Below are 20,154 nucleotides of genomic sequence, written 5' to 3' on the forward strand. Positions count from 1 at the left end.
GGTGCAAACAACCCACGCCCTTTTCATCTTGCCAAAAATACTCAAAACTCAGGCTTAGCCATAGGCGCAGACAAAGGAGATATCATGGCAGTCGATGAAGGCCTCGTAGAGATTCTGCGCGAAGATCTGGCCCACACGGTCAATATCTCCGAAAAGCGCATGTTTGGCGGGCTTTGCTTTATGCTGAACGGCAATATGCTCTGCGGCGTTCACAAAAACGGTGGCATGTTCCGAGTCGGCAAAGAGCTGGAGGCCGAGGCGCTCGCCATCGAAGGCGCGCGGCCTATGGATTTCACAGGCCGTCCCATGGCGGGATTTATCGATGTCGAAGACGACCTTCTTGGCGACGATGCGCGCCGCCACAAGATGCTTGCGCTCGCGCAGGCCTACGTCGGGGCCATGCCCGCGAAATAGTGCTGGATAGCCAAGCCGCAAAATCCGCGCTATAGAGCGCGAAACAGAACGGAAAGACGCGTCATGGCCGAGCAAGACCTCCCGCAGATCTATGTGATCACCCCGCCAGAGTTTGAACTGAGCACTTACCCCAATCAACTCGCCAAAGTCTTGGATTCCCACGAGATTGCTTGCGTGCGCGTCGCACTGGCCACCCGAGACGAAGACCGCCTCAGCCGCGCTGCCGATGCAATCCGCGAGGTCTGTTATCCCCGCGATATCGCTCTGGTCATGAGCGAGCACGTATTGCTGGCTCAACGTCTTGGCCTGGACGGCGTGCATTTGTTGGACGGCGCGCGCAGCATTCGCAAAATCCGCAAGGATCTGGGCGATGACGCGATTGTCGGATCCTTCTGCGGGGCCTCACGCCACGACGGTATGTCCGCCGGAGAAAGCGGCGCGGACTACGTTGCCTTCGGACCTGTGGGGTCGGCCCCTCTGGGCGATGGCAGCATCGCCGAGCCAGAGTTATTCGCATGGTGGTCAGAGATGATCGAAGTGCCGGTTGTGGCCGAAGGCGACCTTAATTCCGAGATCATTCGCACGCTCGCACCGATCACGGACTTCTTCGGGATCGGAGAAGAAATCTGGCGCGCCGAGGATCCGGCGGCGCAGTTGCAGGCCTTTATCGAGCGCATGAAGTAAGGGAGTTTATCCCCTTACTTCAAACTCTTACAACTAGACTTGAAAGTCGCACTCAAAGCAGAGTGCGTTCAATCACCCAATAGATCCCGATCGCCGAAATTACCATGGAGGCAGGCACTGCGATCATGGTGCGGTACCATGATTTTTGGCCAAACCAGAGCCCCACAGCTAGGAACGCCAGAGCGATCACGGTCAGCTGACCGACTTCTACGCCGATATTGAACCCGATCAAGGCGGGGATGAACTGTCCTGCTGGTAAGCCAAACTCGCCCAGCACCGAGGCAAACCCCAGCCCGTGCAGCAGGCCAAAGACAAAGATCACAATCGGCCGCCATTTGGTCAGTTCTGTGGTCCTCACATTCTCGATCCCCACATAGACAATCGAGGCCGCAATGATCGGCTCGACAATACTGCCGGGCACAACCACCCAGCCCAACGCCCCAAGCGCCAGTGTGACGGTATGCGCAGCCGTAAAGGCCGTGACCTGCCACAGCAGCGGCCCCATACGCAGGCTAAAGAAGAACAGACCCAAGACGAACAGAATATGATCGAGCCCCTTTGGCAGAATGTGATCAAACCCAACGGGAATATAGGCGACAAAAGTCTGCCACCCGCTCAGCTCTTGGCCGCCTCCAATCTGGATCGGCTCGGAGGTCTGCCCGCCTTCGAGTAGCCCCGTGAAGGGGGCTTCAACGCCTTGTTGGCGCAGAACGAGGTCTCCGTAGGTTTCGCCCCAAGTCACTGTGATCGCTTGGGTATTCGCAGGGATTGCGCCACTCAGAACAGCAAGCCCCAACCGAGCGACCTCAGGAACGGCCTCGGCGCTGACTTGGATGTCACTCAAACTTAAAGCAACAGGTGCACCGTCAGCCGCAACCGTGACGCCAGACAGAAACGCAGCGCTTCCGGCGCGAAACATCTCCGCGATCTCAGAACCTGGCAAGGCTTGCAATGCGTCATAATCCGCAGCCTGTGCCGCCTCATCTGTGTCTGACACAGAGGACAAATCGATCCCCGCCAAAAACGCCTCGGCATTCAGGCGCAGCTCTAGGGTCAAAGCAGTTCCCTCCACCGAAAGATCCGCAATCGTTGGATTGGTTTCATGCGCTTGCGCAAAGGTGATCGCCATCAGCATTGACAATACCGCCAATAGCTTCAGCTTAATTAGAGAAGTAAAAGAGTTAGATTTCATGCGTATTGCTGCCCTGTTGATCTGTCAGTCTGTGTTGTTCGCCGCCCCGGCGGCCTTTGCACATGAGTTTTGGATTGCTCCGGAAAAATATCAAGTAGAAGTTGGGGAAAATATCCAAGCGGATTTTGTAAATGGGCAGGAATTTCGTGGCGGCACGCTCGCGTGGTTTGACAAACGCGTCGACCGCGCCGAAGCGAAGATCAGCGATATGATTTTTCCCATCGAGGGTCGACTGGGCGATGTCCCGGCGATCACGCAAACTGCGGTCGAGGACGGGCTGATGGTTTTGATCACCGAGGCCGCGCCCTCTACTGTCAATTATCGGGAACCTGAAAAGTTCGCGGATTTCGTGAACCACAAGGATCTGCCTGTGGATCTTGCCACGATGGAATACCCGTTCAAAGAAGCCTACAGCCGCCACGCGAAGGCTCTGGTCGCGATTGGATCGGGAGCGGGGCAGGATCAACCCATGGGAATGGCGACCGAATTTGTGGCGCTTGAGAACCCCTATACCGATGACGTCTCGGATGGTTTGAACGTCCAGTTGCTCTATCAGGGCGGGCCGCGAGCGGATGCTCAGATAGAGGTCTTTCAAATGGACCCTGAAGGCCAGGTGACGATAACGCTTTTGCGCAGTGATCAAGACGGCAAGGTCACAATCCCAGTTCTTGCAGGTCACCGCTATCTCATTGATTCCGTTGTGCTTCGTGCGCCTGCTCAGAAAACGCTCGACCGCGTCGCCGCGCCTAAGACGGTCAAATGGGAAACGCTTTGGGCCGCTTTGACATTCGCAGTGCCGCAGTAGGCTCTTGCACCGGCTCGCGTTTCTCGCGACAAGCAGCATATGAACAGTTCACACGACATTCTTTGTATCGGCTCGGTCCTTTGGGACATCATTGGCCGCGCGCCCGTGCATATGCGTCAAGGCTCTGACGTGGCCGGCCGCATCACCCGCCTGCCCGGAGGCGTTGCGATGAATATCGCCATGACCCTCAGCCGTTTTGGCATGAGACCGGCCCTGCTGACCTCTATTGGCCGCGACGCTGAGGGTGAGGAACTTTTGCAGGCCTGTAAGGAGCTCGGTACCGGCACGGATTATGTTTATCTCTCAGATGACCTGCCGACCGACAGCTATATGGCGGTCGAAGGCGCGAATGGCTTGATCGCAGCCATTGCAGACGCGCATTCTTTAGAAGCGGCGGGAGATAAGATTCTTCGCCCGCTGATGGACGGCACCCTTGGCAGCGATGAAGCGCCCTATGACGGCTACATCGCGCTGGATGGCAACCTGACCCAACGCCTGCTTGAAAACATCGCCGTCAGCCCTGCTTTTGCCAAAGCCGACCTGCGTGTCGCCCCCGCAAGCCCCGGCAAGGCCGAGCGCCTTGTGCCTTTCCTCAACCACACCCGCGCAACGCTTTATGTGAACCTCGAAGAAGCCGGGCTGCTCTGTCAGCAAGAGTTCGAGTCCAGTCGCGACGCCGCCGCAGCGCTCCTGTCGCGCGGTGCGAAACGCGCACTTGTAACCGATGGCGGCAAGGATTGCAGCGACGGCACCGCCGACGGCATCCTCAGCCAAACCCCGCCCGAAGTCCTTGTGACTCGTGTCACCGGCGCAGGCGATACCTTTATGGCGGCGCATATTGCTGCCGAAAAAACCGGAGCGTCCCGCGAAGACGCCCTGTCTCGCGCGCTTCAATCCGCGGCGATTTATGTCTCTGGAGGCAACCCCTAAATGACCCTATTCACCCTGTCTGAGGACGTCGCAGCCGCCAAGGCCGCGGGCCAACCGATTGTGGCGCTTGAAAGCACGATCATCACCCACGGCATGCCTTATCCGCAAAACGTCGAGGTCGCGCGGAAGGTCGAGGCAACCGTGCGTGCCGAGGGGGCTATCCCTGCGACCATCGCAATTTTGGACGGAGAGCTCTTGATTGGCCTCACAGACGCCCAACTGGAACAATTGGCGCAAGCCAAAGACGTCATGAAGGTCTCTCGCGCGGATATGCCCGTCTGTATGGCCGCTGGCCACAATGGCGCGACAACCGTTGCCGCGACCATGATCGCAGCACATCTTGCGGGCATTTCCGTTTTCGCAACAGGCGGCATCGGCGGCGTCCACAAAGGCGCAGACCAGAGCTTTGATATATCGGCCGACCTCATGGAACTCGCGCAAACACCTGTTTCTGTGGTGGCGGCAGGGGCGAAAGCCATTCTCGACATTCCCAAAACGCTGGAAGTTCTGGAAACCCAGGGGGTGCCGGTCATCGCTATTGGCCAAGACGACTTTCCCGCCTTCTGGTCGCGCTCATCCGGCCTTCCAGCCCCTCTTCGCTTGGATTCGCCTGCCGAGATCGCCAAAGCCTATGTGATGCGCGCAGAAATGGGCCTGCCCGGAGGCCAGTTGATTGCGAACCCCATCCCCGCGGCCGACGAAATCGCCGCAGACGCCCTCGCCCCAATCATCAAAGAGGCCACCGAGGCCGCAGACGCGCAGGGCATCGCAGGCAAGGATGTCACGCCTTTCCTTTTGTCACGAATCTTTGACACGACCGAGGGTAAATCCCTGACCGCCAATATCGCGCTTGTCCTGAACAACGCCCGCATCGCGGCCCAGATCGCCACCGAAATCAGCAGCCTATCGGCGGAATAAGCACGATCCGGGACCAAGTGACCCAGCGTTATTGAAGCCCCTTAAGATTCTGCCTATTTAGCGCTAAAGCTTAAGAAAGCCCCACGAGCGATCCGCATGACCACGCCTTTTGACGACCCAAACCAACCTAAGCGCCCCGGCTTGATCGGCGGCTTGCGGTCGTCGTTCCTGACGGGCCTAGTTGTGATCATGCCTGTCGGCTTTACGATCTGGCTCTTTTGGACGTTCATAGGCTGGGTCGACAGTTTTGTTCTGCCCTTTGTGCCGGATTTCTACCAACCAGATAACCTCGTGCGCTGGGTCATTGGCGATGAGATGTATAATCGCTGGATCGGCGAAGATGTCCGCATCAATATTCGCGGTGTCGGTGTGGTTATTTTCCTGCTGTTCACCGTTCTGGTGGGCTGGATCGCCAAGGGCCTGATTGGCCGCTCGCTGATCAGCTATGCGGAAAATCTGGTTCTGCGGATGCCGGTGGTGCGCTCGATCTATTCGGGCGTCAAACAGATCGCCGAAACCGTTTTCGCGCAGTCAGACCGCAGCTTTGAAGAGGCCTGCCTCATCGAATACCCGCGAAAAGGCATCTGGGCGATTGGTTTTGTCTCGACGTCGGCCAAAGGCGAAATCAACAAGCGCGCCGCGGGCGAAGACGACCAGCTCTTGTCCGTCTTTGTGCCCACAACGCCGAACCCGACCTCAGGCTTTCTGCTGTTTTTCCCAGAAAAAGACGTGATCAAACTGGATATGTCGGTTGAAGATGCGGCGAAACTCGTGATCTCGGCAGGCCTCGTCTATCCCAACGGCGCAGACCCAACCCAGCTGCCGTCAGATCAGCCGTAAATAGCCCGCAGATCGACCGAGCTGGTTTTGCCCAGCTTGTCGAAATTCTCATCCAAAAACGCAATCGCCGCGCGCTGACCGGCCTCTTTCAACCGCGAAAGGATCGACGGGATCGGCACCATCTTGGTCGCGGCACTCAGATCGTTCATCAGTTCATCATCCGCGATCATATGGACATTCACGTCCTTCATCTGCCCGTGTTGCAGCGTACCCTCGGAGAGCATCCGTTTCACAAAGGCAATCGCGCGCAACTCGGCCAAAAGCGAACTGTTAAAGCTGATCTCATTCATCCGCGATTGGATCTGAGCGGGTGTTTTCGGGGTCTCACCCCGTTCAATCGGATTGATATTCACGATCACGATGTCGTCCGGCAGATCCTTGCGAAACAAAGGCCACAGCGCCGGATTGCCGGTATAGCCCCCATCCCAATAGGCATCCGTGACGCCACTCTCAGGATCTGTGATCTCAACCGCTTGAAACGCGGTCGGCAAACAAGCCGAGGCGAGGATCGCGTCAATCGACACATCGCCGCCCGTGAAAACCTTTGCCTTCCCAGTGCGCACATTTGTGGCGCAGACAAACAGATCCGGGCCTGCCTCGCCACAAATCCGGTCATAGTGAAAGGACTCAATCAACGGCTTCAACGGATGGCTGTAAAACGGCCCATAGGCATAGGGCGAGAAAAACCGCGAGGCCAGATCGCTCATCACATAGCCCGGTGAATACTCCAGACCCTGCGCAATCGTATCCGCCTCAAAGCCCGCCAACCAATCCGTGAACCCGCCGCCTGACAAAGCGCCCATCTTGGACCAGAGCCACTCCAGATTGTCCAAAGCCGCCGCGCGGCTGCCAAGCGCCAACCCAGATTTCAGCGCAGCACCATTCAGCGCCCCTGCAGACGTGCCACTAACCGAAGCAATTTCTACCTCAGGCACCTGCAACAGCACATCCAGCACGCCCCAGCTAAAGGCGCCATGTGCCCCGCCACCTTGCAATGCCAGATTTATGCGCACCACGGCCCAGTCTTTCTCTTGCCAAAAATATCCAAAAACCGCGCTTTAAAGCGCGGTCCAGCCACCATCCACAGAGATCGTCGTGCCCGTAATCTGTGCTGCGGCGTCAGAACAGAGGAAAACCGTCGTGCCACCCAACTGCTCCACCGTCGCAAACTCTTTGGACGGCTGACGCGTAAGCATGACGTTCTTCACCACATCCTCGCGGCTCATATTGTATTCCTTCATCGTGTCAGGAATCTGCGCCTCTACCAGCGGGGTCAGCACATAGCCCGGGCAGATCGCATTACAGGTGATCGGCTCCTGCGCGGTTTCAAGCGCCACGGTTTTGGACATGCCCACCACGCCGTGCTTGGCCGCAATATAGGCCGCTTTAAACGGCGAGGCCGTCAAACCATGGGCCGAGGCAATATTCACAATCCGGCCCCAGCCTGCCGCGCGCATCAAAGGCAAAGCCGCGGCCGTTGTGTGAAAGGCAGAGTTCATATTGATCGCAATAATCGCGTCCCATTTTTCTACCGGAAATTGATCAATCGGCGCGACGTGCTGGATGCCAGCGTTGTTCACAAGGATATCGCATTTGCCTGCATCGGCGATCAGCTGGCGGCATTCATCGCCCTTGGACATATCGGCCTTGATGTAGCGCGCAGTCACGCCGAACTCTTTGCCAATCTCTGCTGCAAGCGCATGATCTTCGTCGCGGTCGGTGAAAGAGTTTAGCACCACATCTGCACCCGCCCGCGCCAGCTCTCGTGCAACGCCCAAGCCGATGCCTGAATTGGACCCTGTAATTACAGCCGTTTTTCCGTTCAAGCTCATGGCAGCTCTCCTCATACCCAAGTCATTCACGATTTCGCAGATGCAACATAGCACTTTGCACGCGCAACATAAGTCGCAATTTCGCGACCGGGTAGTCCTACGGGAAAATGACGCTGCCAGACCTCAAGACCAAAAAAAACGCCCGCACGAAGCGGGCGTAAAGTTATTGAGGCAGGTTTCATACAGGCAAGAAACCTATCGAGCAGTGCCCTCTTTATAAGCAATCTCTGGCTGAGAGTCCAAGCTAAAAGTTTGATATGACTGGAATCCCATGTAGGCTGGCATCAATCATAAAAGGCAAACAGGGATTGTTTAACCAATGCGACCAGTGAAAATCAGCGCGTTCCTTAAGAAAGCAACGGCGATCGCCTTTGTTTTAATGGCTCCGAGCGCATTTGCAGAGCCAAAACATGGGATTGCCATGTATGGCGAGCCTGCAATGGGTCCGGACTTCGTCTCACTCCCCTATGTGAACCCCGATGCGCCCAAAGGTGGCCGAATCGTCACAGCCAATACCGGGGGATTCGATTCGCTTAATCCGTACATTCGCAAAGGCTCAGTCCCGTGGCAGTTGCGTTTCTTTGCGGTCGAAAGCCTGATGGGCCGCAACCGCGACGAGCCATTTGCGCTTTATGGCCTGCTTGCCGAGACCATCGAAACCGGCCCGAACCGCGAATGGGTCGAATTCACTCTGCGCCCTGAGGCCAAGTTCTCAGACGGCAGCCCTGTGACAGTCGAGGACGTCATCTGGTCTTTTGAAACGCTGGGCACCGTCGGCCACCCACGCTATCGCGGGTTTTGGGGCAAGATTGGCTCCATCGAGCAAACCGGAGACCGCTCTGTCCGTCTCACCTTCAACGTGGACGACCGAGAGCTTGCCCTGATCGCCGGCCTGCGCCCGATCCTGCAAAAGGCACAATGGGACGGCCGCGACATCAATGACTCCACGCTTGAAGATATTCCCATCACAAGTTCTCCATATGTGGTGACAGATTTCGAGGCGGGCCGCTATGTGACCCTGACCCGCAATCCAGATTACTGGGGCAAGGATCTGCCCCTGCGGCGCGGCACAAACAACTTCGACACGATCCAGATCGAACACTACGGCGATGGCGACGTGCTGTTTGAGGCCTTCAAGGCAGGCGAAGTTTCCTTTGTGCGCGAGTTCAACGCCGAGAACTGGGCGAGCCGCTACAATTTCCCCCGTGCTGAGGCGGGCGATGTGGTGAAATCTGAAATCACTCATGAAAAGCCATCCGGGATTACTGGCTTCGTCATGAACACCCGCCGCGCACCCTTTGACGATATCCGCGTGCGCGATGCCTTGATGCATGCGTTCAACTTTGAATTCGTCAACGACGCGATGACCAAAAGCCGCCAGCCGCGCATCACCAGCTACTTCAGCAACTCGGTCCTGTCCAAACAGGACGGAGCAGCCACCGGCCGCGTCGCCGACTACCTCGCGCCCTATGCCGATAGTGTGCCAGCAGGCACCATCGAGGGCTACACCCTGCCCGTCTCTGACGGCTCCGAGCGCAACCGCGCCAATGTGGCCAAAGCGATGGATCTCTTGATGTCCGCAGGCTTCACCGTCGAAAACGGCGTCATGACCCAGCCAAACGGCGAGCCGTTTGAATTTGAAATCCTGATGAAGCAATCGGGCAGCGGTTTCCAGGACGCAGGCGCAGTCGCAGACATCTACGCCAAAGCTCTGGAACGTCTGGGTATCAAAGCCACCGTCGTCACCGTCGACAACGCGCAATACAAAGAGCGCGAGACCGCTTTTGACTTTGACATGACCTACTACCGCCGGTCCCTATCCCTGTCGCCAGGCAACGAACAAAACCTCTACTGGGGCTCAGCCGCCGCGGACACCGAAGGGTCGCGCAACTGGATGGGTGTGAAATCCGAAGCCATCGATGGTCTGATCAACGAGATGCTGACAGCCCGCACGCAAGACGACTTCGTCGCCGCCACGCGCGCGCTGGATCGCGTGCTCACCGCAGGCCGCTATGTGATCCCCTTCTGGAACTTCACCGTGGGCCGCATTGCGCATGACAAGACAATGAAGTTCTCCACCGACTTCCCGATCTATGGCGATGGCGTCGACTGGATGCCCGTCACTTGGTGGTACGAAGAGTAAACCAATCCAGCGCGGCTCTTAACGGGGCCGCGCTTTTCTCTTGCCCAAGTATCCTGGGTGAATTTGCCAAAGGCAAAGAGTGCAAAGCCCTCAGCGTGGCTGCAGCTTTAGCCAAATCCCATCCTTACTCCGCACCGTCAGATGCGCCACAGGCTCTGGATCACGCCCTTCAACCCGCGTAATCCGAAAATGCTTGAGGATCATCGACAGCATCAAGACCCCTTCAACCATGGCAAAACCAGCCCCCGTGCAGACACGCGGCCCGCTGGAAAACGGCATATAAGCCTCGCGCATGCATTGCTTGCCATTTTCCGTGCCCCAACGGGTCGGATCAAACCCATCAGAGTTCTCCCACAGCCTTTCATGGCGATGCAGGTGCCAGGGGCTAAGAACCATCTGACTGCCGCGCTTGATGTCCCGCTCTCGGAAGGTCTCAAGGCAGGTATTCTGTCGCACCATCATCGGCACGGGTGGATAGAGCCTGAGGGACTCACGGAAGACATCACGTGACAGCTTCAGCCTACTGATCTGGCCGAACTCCGTCCCGTCCAAAGCCTGCGCTTCCCCAGCCACTTTCTCCTGCCACTCCGGATACAGCGCCATCAGATAGAGCGTCCAGGCCAGCGCAGACGCTGACGTCTCATGCCCCGCCAGAAAAAAGATCGCGACCTGATCGACCATTTCTTGCGGGCTGAATGTCTCGCCCGTCTCAGGATCCATGGTGGTCATAATCTTGGTTGCAAGATCATCCGGTGCGGTGCCTCGTTCGATCTCTACCGATCTCTCCTCGGTTAACTGCGTGATCAAGCGACGGATTTCGCGCGCCGTGGATTTGGTCGAGCGCCCAAAGAACCGCGGCATCCAACGCGGCAAGGGCACAAAGGCCGCAATGTTAAGGATCGGTTGGCTGCGTTGATAGTCGCGAAATTGGGTGAAGACCTGCGTCGCAATGTCGTTTTCAATCGGGATCGAAAACAGCGTGCGAAAAATGATGTCCGCCGCCGCGTGGCTAGTCTCTTCTTCGATCTCAATCGGCTCTCCGACCCGCGCTTTAAGCCGCGCAACCGAAGCCTCAGCAGCGTCGTACATCGCCGGATATATCTCGCGCAGTCGCCCGCCTTCAAAGGCCGGATCAATAATGCGGCGCTGGCGCTTCCATGTCTCGCCATTGGTCAGAAACACAGAGTCCCCGAGCAAAGGCCGCAGCCCTTCGGCAACACGGCCAGACTTGGGAAAGTCATCCGGCCGGTCTTTGAGGACGGTTTTCACCAGATCGGGCTGGTTCAACAGGTAGGACCGAAAGAACGGCGTACGAAACTCGGCCATCCATGCCCGATAGAGCCGCGCGGGTTGGGCCGACAAAAGATCCTTTTTAAACAGCCGCATATACTGGATCAAAGACACGCGATCAGGCCGCGCCGGAGGTTTGGGAGGCAGTTCCATCACCCCATCTCCGTGAATTTATTGACCGGGTCTTCGATGCGAGACCGCGAGGCTTTGCGCCCCTCAAACCGCCCGCGCAGGCTCTTGGGGCCTGCCGTGATCTGAAAATAATCATAGTCTTTGGGCCGATCAAAAGCGCAGAGATACTGGAAATGCAGCCGAAAAAACCGCCACCGCAGCGCCTTCCAGCGCGCGGGGCTGAGCGTTTGGGTGAAAGCCGCCGAAATCACAATCGGCCAGCGTTTGCCTTCGGGGGCAACGCCAGTCACCGACACCGGATCGCAAAGCGCAAAGGCGCAGCCATCACCGGGGGCCGTGACATCCAGCCAAAAGACTTCCTCACGCGCCGCCAGATAGTTTAAATCCATACGCAGGCGTTTGGCATCTGGCAGAAAACTCACCATCGGCACGACCTGCCCCAGCGAGAGAAAAGACAATACGGGACCGTCTGGTTTGACCTGCCCTGCCCGCAAAAGATCCGAAATCACCGAGACCGCCAGATGTGCGCCGGAGCTGTGGCCGATGACCAGAACCTCATCCACATCGCCTGCCAAAGCCTCAGCGATATGATCCACAAACTCCGCCATGCGCGCCTCAAGCTCGGGCGGATTGCTGCCTTTCGTCGAGGCCGAATAGGCATAGTCATGCATGAGGTAATAGGCAAAAAACTTATTGTCCCGCGCTTTGAACCAGTTGAGCAAAAGCGGCACGATGGCAAACCCCGCGAGCCCCACCCACCACGGCGCGAACATCCCGATCAGACGAAACAGCCCATAGCCTGCCAGTAGCGCGAGCTGTAGTTGCACAAGCAAAAACACCACCGGATAAAGCGCAGCAATCACCGGCCCCTTGCGCAGTCGCATCAGGCGAAACAGGGCTCCGGTCGCGATATAGGTCCAGGCCGTGCGGATCAGCAGCCCATAGGTCGCCAGAATCCCCTGATCCATGCTGACCCGCACGATGTCGGACCAGACCAGCACTTCGAAATCCGTCTGTGTTTCAACGTCGTCAATCTGGCTGTCCACCCGCCACCCATAAGGCCCATCGGTGGTTTTCGGCGCAAGCGCGACCGTATACCCAGATATCTCGCCCTGCGCTTTACTCTCTTTTCGATAAAGCTCGCGGTAGCGACGCGGGTGAATAGGATCATAGCCCGGGATGTAAAACACCCGGCGCGTTTTGATCGGTTCAGAGGTCTGATCACCCATTTTCTGCTCTCTTGCGCCTATTTGGCTGCGCCTTGAGATCAGACTACATGCTTAGCCCACAAGCGCCAAGGCCGGGAATGCTTCGAGCAACCAATAGGAGAAGGCCGAGAAGCCACCCGTCAGCATCAAAAGGCCGATGGTCCAAAGCAAGAGCCCCATGACGCGCTCGATCTGCTCCATATGGCGTTTCATCCAGCTCATAAGACCCGTCAGGCGTGGCAAATACGCGGCGACCAGCAGAAACGGAATGCCCAGCCCCATCGCATAGACCGCAAGCAGCAGCGTGCCGCGCGTCACCGAGGCTTCGGACGCGGCAATTGAAAGGATCGCGCCCAGTTGCGGGCCGATACACGGCGTCCAGCCGAAGGCAAAAGCGAGGCCGAGGATATAGGCGCCGAATGAACTGCCTCCACGGTCGCCCACATCAATACGCGCTTCGCGGTCAAGGAAACCGATGCGATAGATGCCAATGAAATGCGCGCCAAAGATCATCACGAGGATGCCCGCCAGCGTGTTGAACCAGCCCTGATATTGCAAAAACAGCGAGCCAATGGCCGAGGCTGTGAACCCAAGGAACAAAAACACCGTCGACAGCCCCATCACAAAGAAAAGCGCTGGCATGAGTGCCGTGTTCTTGGCCTTTCCCTCTGACAGATCCGTCACCGAAACCCCGCTCATATAGGCCAGATAGGGCGGCACAATGGGCAGCACGCAGGGGCTTAGGAAAGACATGACGCCGGCCAAAAGCGCGACGATCATGGCGGGCAGCAGGGCTGCGTCTATGATTTCGATTCCGAACATAGTCCCGACATAGGCGATCTATGCGCCAAGGTCACCTGACAAGCTGTCACAAGCCTGTGGACGCTTTGAAACATCTGAGCTAAGGCGGTGTCATGTCTGACGATATTTTTGAAATCGATGCCATTGGGCTGTTGTGTCCCCTGCCCGTTCTACGCCTGCGCAAACGGATGCAGCCGCTAGCGGTTGGCACGCGCATTCGCCTATTGGCGGATGATCCGGCCGCAATCGTCGATGTGCCGCACTTCTGTAGTGAAAACGGACATGAGCTGGCGGCGCAATCAGAAGCCGACGGCGTTCTAAGTTTTGACGTCATCAAACGCTAGCACAGCTTGCAAGACATACGCCTACTGAGGCACAGTTCGCTCTGATCCGCCACGCGGAAGGGAGCCCTAAGATGCTTGATCTCATCGCATTTCGACATGACTTGCACCGTCACCCGGAAACGGGGTTCGATCTGACGCGCACGCCGGAAAAGATCGCAGAACAACTGGAAAAGGCCGGGTTAGAGGTCGCTCGAGGCGTCGGCAAATCCGGTCTTGTTGCAACCTTGCGACGCGGCCCTGACGAGACCGCCATCGGCTTTCGCGCTGACATGGACGCTCTGCCCATTCATGAAGCGACGAACCTTTCCTATCGCTCTGAAACGCAAGGGAAGTTCCACGGTTGTGGTCATGACGGCCATAGCACGATGCTTTTGGGCGCAGCGCTGGAACTGGCGCAGGATCCAGCCCTCAACCGCACGGTCCATTTCATCTTTCAACCGGATGAAGAGAACGGCAATGGCGCCGCCGCGATGATCGCAGATGGCCTGTTTGACCGATTTCCCATGGCCGAGATCTATGGGCTCCACAATATGCCCGGCATGGCGCTTGGGCATTTCGCCACGCAACCTGGTCCTTTCTGCGCCTTTGAAGACAACTTCGAGATCCGCATTCAAGGCCAAGGCGGCCATGCATCTATGCCGGAAAAAGGTGTGGATCCCATCGTGGTTGGCGCAGCGATCGTGCAGCAACTTCAAACCATAGTGTCGCGCGCGATTTCGGCCAAAGACCATGGCGTTGTTTCAGTCACCGAGTTCATCACCGACGGCGCGCGCAATATCCTAGCGAGCAACGTTTCGCTGCGAGGAGATTGCCGCGGGTTCCACCAAGAGGTGTCAGACCTTATTGAGTCCCGCATGCGCGCCATCGCGACCGGTGTGAGCGTCGCCTATGGGGCCTCTGCAGAGGTCGACTATTCCACGTCATTCCGTCCTTTGGTGAATGACGCTCAGGCTACTGAAACCCTGTCAGCCGCCGCCCGCAAGACCGGCGCGCTAAATGACGCCTATGGGCGGGTCGGATTTTCAGAGGATTTCGCGGAATTCCTCACCCATCGCCCCGGCGCTTTTGTGTTGATGGGCAATGGCACAGAGGGCGCGAATGCGATGCCGCTCCACAATCCATCCTACGATTTCAACGATGCGGCGATCCCGCATGGCATCGCATTCTGGTGTCGGCTGGCACGGCAATGCATGTAACAAAAACGCCGGGTGCGATACCCGGCGTTTCTGAATTTCCTTAGCGGCCCATCGACCACCAGCCGCGCCGTTTCGGCTTGGCGGGTTCATCTGGTGCGGGCTCTGCCGCTGGGGCCTCAGCCACCTCTGCGACTGGCTCTGGTTCAGCAACCGGCACAGGCTCTTCGGCAACAGGCTCTTCCGCAACCACGTCTTCCGCGGGCGCTTCGACTTCTGCTTGGACAACCGGTTCACTCGGTTCCTCGGCAGGAGCTTCCACCTCTGTTTCGGCAGATGCTTCCGCAGTATTTTCCGCAGCAGCAGGTTCTTCTTTCTTCTTACGGCTGCGCGAGCTGCGCCGTTTCGGCTTAGGCGCTTCTTCGTCCTTTGCCTCTTCCGCGGGTGCTGCATCGTCGCCTCCAGCCGGCGTCTCGTCGCTAGCCTCAGTCGCCTCATCTGCGCCATTTTCGTCAGATCCGTTTTCGTCTGACGCACCATCAGAGCCCTCGCCTTTAGGCTTCCGGCGACGACGACGACGGCGGCGCTTCTTAGGCTTGGCCTCTTCGTCCTCTTGGGTCTCTTCGACGATTTCCGCGTCTTCGATATCCTCGTCGATCGCATCCATCAAAGACGCATCGGCAGAGACCACGGACTCCGTCGGCTCTGGCACCACCCGGGTGGCGGTTTTCAGCTTCTCCAGCGTGAAATCAGGTGAAATCAGTGCAGGATCCGCTTCAATCCGCACCGACAGCCCATAGCGCGCTTCGATCTGCGCCACATGCTCGCGCTTCTGGTTCATGATGTAGTTCACGATACCAACCGGCGCTTTGACCAGAACCTCACGAGAGCGACGACGGGTACCTTCCTCTTCGATCTGACGCAGGATGGTCAGCGCAAGGTTGTCATCCGAGCGAATAAGACCCGTGCCATGACAATGCGGACAAGGCTGAGTGGTCGCTTCGATCATGCCCGGACGCAGGCGCTGACGCGACATTTCCAAGAGGCCAAAGCCCGAAATCCGGCCCACCTGAATGCGCGCGCGATCCGTTTTCAGCTTATCTTTCAGACGCTTCTCAACCGCGTTGTTGTTCTTGCGTTCGTCCATATCGATGAAATCGATGACGATCAGACCAGCCAAGTCGCGCAGTCGCAGCTGGCGGGCGACCTCTTCGGCGGCCTCAAGGTTGGTCTTAAGCGCGGTTTCTTCAATCGAGCCTTCTTTGGTGGCGCGACCCGAGTTCACGTCGACCGCAACAAGCGCCTCAGTCACACCGATCACGATATAGCCGCCAGATTTCAGCTGAACCGTCGGGTTGAACATGCCCGACAGGTAGCTTTCCACCTGATAGCGCGCGAAAAGCGGCAGGCTGTCCTGGTATTGCTTCACGTTTTTCGCATGCGACGGCATGATCATTTTCATGAAGTCCTTGGCGATGCGATAGCCGCGTTCGCCCTCGACCATGACTTCATCGATCTCTCGGCTATACAGATCGCGGATCGAGCGTTTGATCAGATCGCCCTCTTCATAGATCTTGGCTGGCGCGATGGATTTCAGCGTCAGCTCGCGGATCTGCTCCCACATGCGCTGCAGGTATTCATAGTCACGCTTGACCTCGGACTTGGTGCGCTGCGCGCCAGCGGTCCGAATGATCAGCCCCGCACCCTGAGGCACGTCGATCTCTTGCGCGATTTCCTTGAGTTTCTTGCGATCCGCCACATTTGTGATCTTGCGGCTGATCCCGCCGCCACGCGCGGTGTTTGGCATCAAAACGCAATAGCGACCCGCAAGGCTTAGGTATGTGGTCAGAGCCGCGCCTTTGTTGCCGCGCTCTTCTTTGACCACCTGCACTAGCAGGATCTGACGGACCTTGATGACTTCTTGGATTTTATAGCGACGCGGGCGCGGTTTGCGCGGGGGACGAATGTCGTCCTGATCGTCGTCATCTGCCACATCCTCGATTGAGGAGTCCTTTTCCGAGGCTTTCGCCCGCTTGCGACGGCTGCGCGACCGAGAGCTGCGTTTCTTGCCGCCTTCTTCTTCCTCTTCATCAGAAGAGTCATCCTGAGCGTCAGTTTCTTCGGCTTCTTTGTCCTCAGAAACATCGTCAGAGGCGTCCGAAGTGTCCGGTTCCGCAGTGTCTTCTTCGGTCTCTTCGCCGGTTTCGACGTCTTTGGTCGCAACCGCATCGCCATCATTGTCTGCCGACATCGCCATGGTCTTGTCTTCACCATCGCTGTCGTCGGATTTCACGTCCTCGGCAGGTGCTTCGGCCACGTCTTGAACAGGCGCCTCTGTAGCGTCTGCGCTCGCCTCTTCAGAAGCGGGCGCATCACCTTCAGCCGGTGCCTCGGCAGCTTCTTCAGCCTTCACATCCTCTTTTTTCTTACGAGGACGACGGGCGCGCGTTTTCTTTGGCTTTGGAGCCTCTTCTTCAACAACCTCGGGGGACTCTTCGGCTTCAACCGTGTCGTCACCCAGATCGATAGTCTCCATACCAGAGATCTCGTCAGTCGCGACCGCGTCACTCTCGGCCGCCTCTTCCGCAGGCTTATCCGCAGCTTTCGCCTTGGACCGGCGGCTTCGTTTTGGCTTGGGCTTTTCGTCTTCTTCGTCACGCGCGCGCATCGCTTCGGCATAGGCGCGCTCTTCTTCCATCAGAGCCTCGCGATCGGCCACCGGGATCTGATAATAATCCGGGTGGATTTCCGAGAAGGCCAAAAACCCGTGGCGATTGCCACCGTAATCCACAAAGGCCGCCTGCAAAGACGGCTCAACCCGTGTTACTTTTGCGAGATAGATGTTGCCAGCAAGCTGGCGTTTATTTTCGGATTCAAAGTCGAACTCCTCGACCTTGTTTCCGTCGACCACCACGACGCGGGTTTCCTCCGCGTGGGTGGCATCGATGAGCATTTTCTTAGCCATGTTTTCCGTGTGCACCCGGGATCACGCAAACCTGCGCCCGGATTTATTCCAGGCGGCGCAGAGCGTGTTGCGGGGTGTCTTGTAATGGCGATGGGTCTCGCGTCGCGCAGCACATCACCAAGGGGGCCGCGTGCGGCCACTGCTCGGGATCTCATATCTGTCGCGCGCTTCATCGCGGTTCTTCTCCGACACCAACATTGCGTCGGTGCCAATTACAGGCCCAGAGCTTTTGATCATCCGGGCAGTTCTTTTGCCCCAAAGGGCATATTCAAACTGAAGGAAAACGCGGCGTATCTGTCGCCCCTGCGTTTTCGGTCAGAGAAACTCTCAGTCGACCTCGCCAAAAAACGGAGGCCACCACGTCTACTTAAGACGAGGGTTCGCGGAATTACAATGCCAAATGCGACAAATGGCCCGTTAAACCGTGGTTTCGGCAATCAACCCTAGGTCTTTCAGCGCCGCGCGCAGGTTTGGCCGCACCTTTTGGCCCAAGTCAGGCAGCGCTTTGCCAGCGGGTCGCAGATCAGGAATTTGAAAGGTAAGGCACCCCGCAGCCACCGCCGCCTGCGTCCCAAGATCGCTATCCTCAAAGGCCACACAGTCTTTGGGATCCACACCCAGAGCCTCAGCCGCCTCACGATAGGGCGCAGGGTCCGGCTTGTTGGCAGAGACCTCATCCCCGGCTTTCACCTGCTCAAAATACTCAAAAATCCCCGCGTGCTGCAGGTGATGCCGTGCCGGTTCTCCGTAGGTCGACGTCACAACGGCCATACGCGCCTTTTGATCAGCAAGACTGTCCAGTACATTTTTGACATAGGGTTTTAAAGGCGCACCTTTAGAAACATTTTGGGCATGCATGTCGCGCCACTTGGTCTCAAAGGCACGCGGTTCAACGCTCTGGGGCAACAGTTCAGCCAACCGAATTGACGTCGTTTTAGAACTGGTGCCAACCAGCGTCATAAAGAACGGCTCAGCAACTGTGTTCGGGATGCCAATTTGCGCCGTCAATTTCAGAAACGACTGCAGGAACAACCGCTCGGTATCCAAGAGCAACCCATCCATATCAAACAAAAAAGCGGCGGGTTTAGTCATCGGATCGTCCTGTCTGCCTTTGAGAGATGCGCCTTGCCAGACTTATGTAACAGCGCAAAGACAGTCTTCACGGTTCTTGTGGATTTTTACAGGTAATCCGCCCGCGCCAAGCCGTATTTCGCCATCTTTTCGTTCAACGTCCGGCGCGGCAGGCAAAGCTCTTCCATGACAGAGGCGATCGAGCCGCGATGACGCCGCATGGTGTTGTCGATCAACATGCGTTCAAAGGCCTCGACATATTCCTTCAACGGTTTGCCCTCGGTGGTCATCACCGGCTGCATTTCCTCGTGGTCGTTCATCAACAGAGAGGCAATAGTGCCCCCTCCCCGACGCGATTGCAGCACCGCGCGTTCCGCCAGATTGATCAGTTGGCGCACATTGCCGGGCCAAGGCGCTTGCAACAGTTGCGCGGCCTCTTGTGCGGATACTTTCGGCGTCTCACAGCCGTATTCTTCGGCAAATTGCTCGGACTGGCGTGTGAAGAGCGTCAGGATATCTTCGCCCCGCTGCCTAAGTGGAGGCACCGTGATCCGCAGAGCCGCCAACCGATAGAAAAGATCCCGACGAAGCGCGTCCTCACAGGTGCGGTTTTGCTCCTGTAGGTTGCAGATCGCAATGATCCGCGTCTCCGCCGGGGTCCCCTGCTCGTTGATCGCGCTCAGTAAGCGCGCCTGCAGCGTGTCCGACAGCGCTTCGATATCTTCCAAAACCAGCGTCCCGCCCCGCGCTTCCTCGATCGCGGGCAGTTGGCTATCCTCAGGCAACATAGGTCCAAAAAGGCGTTTGGTCAGCGCGTCTTCTTCCAGCGCGGAACAGCTCACCAAAACGAATTTCTTACCGGCGCGCGACCCAACCGCATGCAACGCATGCGCCACCAGCGTTTTACCCGTGCCGGTCTCGCCATCAATCAGCACATGCCCATCAGCCTGACCCAGATCGAGGATATCTTCCTTAAGCCGTGTCATCACTGGCGAGGAGCCAACGAGCTTTTTGATCAGTTGCGCGCCGTCAGAGAGTTCCTTGCGCAAGGCACGGTTGTCCAGCACCAGCCGCCGGGCATTCGACGCCTTTTTCGCAAGCTGGCTCATACGATCCGGATTGAAGGGCTTTTCCAGAAAATCAAACGCGCCCACGCGCATCGCTTCAACCGCCATAGGCACATCGCCATGCCCCGTGATCATAATCACTGGCAAAGCACTGTCCGACCCCATCAGCTTTTTCAGGAACTGCATGCCGTCCATACCCGGCATCTTGATGTCAGAAATCACAATCCCTGGATATTCCGGCCCCAGCGTTTTCAGCGCGTCCTCGGCACTCGCAAAGGTCTCGGTGTCATAGCCCGACAGCGCCAACCATTGGCTGATGGACTGACGCATATCCCGTTCGTCATCCACAATCGCGATCTTCATTGCCTGAGCCATATTTCGTCTA

At 57.5% G+C, this 20,154-nt stretch carries 18 protein-coding genes; 9 read left to right on the forward strand and 9 right to left on the reverse strand.

All coding sequences use genetic code 11. The features are described 5' to 3' along the window. The first annotated feature begins 84 nt into the window (after positions 1 to 84). Both WG622_RS03075 and WG622_RS03080 read left to right on the forward strand, forming a co-directional pair. On the forward strand, positions 85 to 414 hold the full coding sequence (locus WG622_RS03075) for a TfoX/Sxy family protein (RefSeq protein ID WP_339402233.1): 330 nt from the start codon (positions 85 to 87) through the stop codon (positions 412 to 414). A 63-nt stretch (positions 415 to 477) separates the two neighbouring features. Continuing rightward, positions 478 to 1,098, forward strand: a complete 621-nt coding sequence (locus WG622_RS03080; RefSeq protein WP_339402234.1) for a thiamine phosphate synthase — start codon at positions 478 to 480, stop codon at positions 1,096 to 1,098. Positions 1,099 to 1,150: 52 nt separating this feature from the next. On the opposite strand, the gene WG622_RS03085 is transcribed toward WG622_RS03080, so the two are convergent. Further along, entirely contained in the window at positions 1,151 to 2,290 is a 1,140-nt protein-coding gene (locus WG622_RS03085) for a HupE/UreJ family protein (RefSeq protein WP_339402235.1), read from the reverse strand. On the opposite strand from WG622_RS03085, the gene WG622_RS03090 reads away from it, so the two are divergent. The 4 genes from WG622_RS03090 to WG622_RS03105 all read left to right on the forward strand — a co-directional run bounded on the left by WG622_RS03090 (position 2,289) and on the right by WG622_RS03105 (position 5,783). Beyond that, positions 2,289 to 3,095 carry a DUF4198 domain-containing protein gene (locus WG622_RS03090; RefSeq protein WP_339402236.1) on the forward strand — a complete coding sequence of 269 codons (807 nt, stop codon included), beginning with the start codon at positions 2,289 to 2,291 and terminating at the stop codon, positions 3,093 to 3,095. The two genes, WG622_RS03085 and WG622_RS03090, sit on opposite strands and share 2 nt — an antisense overlap. Positions 3,096 to 3,134: 39 nt before the next feature. After that, positions 3,135 to 4,025 (forward strand): PfkB family carbohydrate kinase, encoded by an 891-nt coding sequence (locus tag WG622_RS03095; RefSeq protein ID WP_339402237.1) that lies wholly within the window; start codon positions 3,135 to 3,137, stop codon positions 4,023 to 4,025. After that, positions 4,026 to 4,943, forward strand: coding sequence for a pseudouridine-5'-phosphate glycosidase (locus WG622_RS03100; protein ID WP_339402238.1), 918 nt, complete (start codon positions 4,026 to 4,028; stop codon positions 4,941 to 4,943). It begins immediately after the preceding gene. A 96-nt stretch (positions 4,944 to 5,039) separates the two neighbouring features. Further along, positions 5,040 to 5,783 (forward strand): DUF502 domain-containing protein, encoded by a 744-nt coding sequence (locus WG622_RS03105; RefSeq protein WP_339402239.1) that lies wholly within the window; start codon positions 5,040 to 5,042, stop codon positions 5,781 to 5,783. Here WG622_RS03105 and WG622_RS03110 read toward each other — a convergent pair. Continuing rightward, entirely contained in the window at positions 5,774 to 6,799 is a 1,026-nt protein-coding gene (locus WG622_RS03110) for a patatin-like phospholipase family protein (protein WP_339402240.1), read from the reverse strand. The two genes, WG622_RS03105 and WG622_RS03110, sit on opposite strands and share 10 nt — an antisense overlap. A gap of 42 nt (positions 6,800 to 6,841) precedes the next feature. Then, positions 6,842 to 7,615, reverse strand: a complete 774-nt coding sequence (locus WG622_RS03115; RefSeq protein WP_339402241.1) for a 3-hydroxybutyrate dehydrogenase — start codon at positions 7,613 to 7,615, stop codon at positions 6,842 to 6,844. Between the two features lie 319 nt (positions 7,616 to 7,934). Here WG622_RS03115 and WG622_RS03120 point away from each other — a divergent pair, with 319 nt between their 5' ends. Then, positions 7,935 to 9,758, forward strand: coding sequence for an extracellular solute-binding protein (locus WG622_RS03120; RefSeq protein WP_339402242.1), 1,824 nt, complete (start codon positions 7,935 to 7,937; stop codon positions 9,756 to 9,758). A 90-nt stretch (positions 9,759 to 9,848) separates the two neighbouring features. Here WG622_RS03120 and WG622_RS03125 read toward each other — a convergent pair whose 3' ends face one another. Genes WG622_RS03125 through WG622_RS03135 form a run of 3 tightly spaced genes read right to left on the reverse strand, consistent with a single transcriptional unit; the run spans position 9,849 to position 13,210 of the window. Then, positions 9,849 to 11,201, reverse strand: a complete 1,353-nt coding sequence (locus WG622_RS03125; RefSeq protein ID WP_339402243.1) for a cytochrome P450 — start codon at positions 11,199 to 11,201, stop codon at positions 9,849 to 9,851. Continuing rightward, positions 11,201 to 12,409, reverse strand: coding sequence for a hypothetical protein (locus WG622_RS03130; RefSeq protein ID WP_339402244.1), 1,209 nt, complete (start codon positions 12,407 to 12,409; stop codon positions 11,201 to 11,203). The genes WG622_RS03125 and WG622_RS03130 overlap by 1 nt, the downstream gene beginning before the upstream one ends. 51 nt (positions 12,410 to 12,460) lie before the next feature. Then, positions 12,461 to 13,210, reverse strand: coding sequence for a cytochrome c biogenesis CcdA family protein (locus WG622_RS03135; protein ID WP_209356434.1), 750 nt, complete (start codon positions 13,208 to 13,210; stop codon positions 12,461 to 12,463). 92 nt (positions 13,211 to 13,302) lie between these two features. Here WG622_RS03135 and WG622_RS03140 point away from each other — a divergent pair, with 92 nt between their 5' ends. Continuing rightward, positions 13,303 to 13,533 carry a sulfurtransferase TusA family protein gene (locus tag WG622_RS03140; protein ID WP_339402245.1) on the forward strand — a complete coding sequence of 77 codons (231 nt, stop codon included), beginning with the start codon at positions 13,303 to 13,305 and terminating at the stop codon, positions 13,531 to 13,533. Between the two features lie 71 nt (positions 13,534 to 13,604). Further along, positions 13,605 to 14,729, forward strand: coding sequence for a M20 aminoacylase family protein (locus WG622_RS03145; RefSeq protein WP_339402246.1), 1,125 nt, complete (start codon positions 13,605 to 13,607; stop codon positions 14,727 to 14,729). 40 nt (positions 14,730 to 14,769) lie between these two features. Here the strand turns inward: WG622_RS03145 and WG622_RS03150 are convergent, their stop codons facing one another. The 3 genes from WG622_RS03150 to WG622_RS03160 all read right to left on the reverse strand — a co-directional run bounded on the left by WG622_RS03150 (position 14,770) and on the right by WG622_RS03160 (position 20,144). Continuing rightward, positions 14,770 to 17,631: an Rne/Rng family ribonuclease gene (locus tag WG622_RS03150; RefSeq protein WP_339402247.1), complete on the reverse strand. Its 2,862-nt coding sequence runs from the start codon at positions 17,629 to 17,631 to the stop codon at positions 14,770 to 14,772. A 417-nt stretch (positions 17,632 to 18,048) separates the two neighbouring features. Then, positions 18,049 to 18,723 (reverse strand): HAD family hydrolase, encoded by a 675-nt coding sequence (locus WG622_RS03155; protein WP_339402248.1) that lies wholly within the window; start codon positions 18,721 to 18,723, stop codon positions 18,049 to 18,051. 86 nt (positions 18,724 to 18,809) lie between these two features. Then, positions 18,810 to 20,144, reverse strand: a complete 1,335-nt coding sequence (locus WG622_RS03160; protein WP_209356438.1) for a sigma-54-dependent transcriptional regulator — start codon at positions 20,142 to 20,144, stop codon at positions 18,810 to 18,812. Positions 20,145 to 20,154: the final 10 nt, after the last annotated feature.

Origin of the sequence: Cognatishimia coralii (genome assembly GCF_037478305.1) — a bacterium.
GTDB classification, from domain to species: Bacteria; Pseudomonadota; Alphaproteobacteria; order Rhodobacterales; family Rhodobacteraceae; genus Cognatishimia; species Cognatishimia coralii.

Excerpts from the sequence above, each read along its gene's own strand:
- WG622_RS03130 (WP_339402244.1), bottom strand. The coding sequence starts at position 12,409 with ATGGGTGATCAGACCTCTGAACCGATCAAAACGCGCCGGGTGTTTTAC.
- WG622_RS03135 (WP_209356434.1), bottom strand. The coding sequence starts at position 13,210 with ATGTTCGGAATCGAAATCATAGACGCAGCCCTGCTGCCCGCCATGATC.
- WG622_RS03140 (WP_339402245.1), top strand. The coding sequence starts at position 13,303 with ATGTCTGACGATATTTTTGAAATCGATGCCATTGGGCTGTTGTGTCCC.
- WG622_RS03125 (WP_339402243.1), bottom strand. The coding sequence starts at position 11,201 with ATGGAACTGCCTCCCAAACCTCCGGCGCGGCCTGATCGCGTGTCTTTG.
- WG622_RS03090 (WP_339402236.1), top strand. The coding sequence starts at position 2,289 with ATGCGTATTGCTGCCCTGTTGATCTGTCAGTCTGTGTTGTTCGCCGCC.
- WG622_RS03095 (WP_339402237.1), top strand. The coding sequence starts at position 3,135 with ATGAACAGTTCACACGACATTCTTTGTATCGGCTCGGTCCTTTGGGAC.
- WG622_RS03100 (WP_339402238.1), top strand. The coding sequence starts at position 4,026 with ATGACCCTATTCACCCTGTCTGAGGACGTCGCAGCCGCCAAGGCCGCG.
- WG622_RS03105 (WP_339402239.1), top strand. The coding sequence starts at position 5,040 with ATGACCACGCCTTTTGACGACCCAAACCAACCTAAGCGCCCCGGCTTG.
- WG622_RS03075 (WP_339402233.1), top strand. The coding sequence starts at position 85 with ATGGCAGTCGATGAAGGCCTCGTAGAGATTCTGCGCGAAGATCTGGCC.
- WG622_RS03160 (WP_209356438.1), bottom strand. The coding sequence starts at position 20,144 with ATGGCTCAGGCAATGAAGATCGCGATTGTGGATGACGAACGGGATATG.
- WG622_RS03145 (WP_339402246.1), top strand. The coding sequence starts at position 13,605 with ATGCTTGATCTCATCGCATTTCGACATGACTTGCACCGTCACCCGGAA.
- WG622_RS03155 (WP_339402248.1), bottom strand. The coding sequence starts at position 18,723 with ATGACTAAACCCGCCGCTTTTTTGTTTGATATGGATGGGTTGCTCTTG.
- WG622_RS03150 (WP_339402247.1), bottom strand. The coding sequence starts at position 17,631 with ATGGCTAAGAAAATGCTCATCGATGCCACCCACGCGGAGGAAACCCGC.
- WG622_RS03120 (WP_339402242.1), top strand. The coding sequence starts at position 7,935 with ATGCGACCAGTGAAAATCAGCGCGTTCCTTAAGAAAGCAACGGCGATC.
- WG622_RS03115 (WP_339402241.1), bottom strand. The coding sequence starts at position 7,615 with ATGAGCTTGAACGGAAAAACGGCTGTAATTACAGGGTCCAATTCAGGC.
- WG622_RS03080 (WP_339402234.1), top strand. The coding sequence starts at position 478 with ATGGCCGAGCAAGACCTCCCGCAGATCTATGTGATCACCCCGCCAGAG.
- WG622_RS03085 (WP_339402235.1), bottom strand. The coding sequence starts at position 2,290 with ATGAAATCTAACTCTTTTACTTCTCTAATTAAGCTGAAGCTATTGGCG.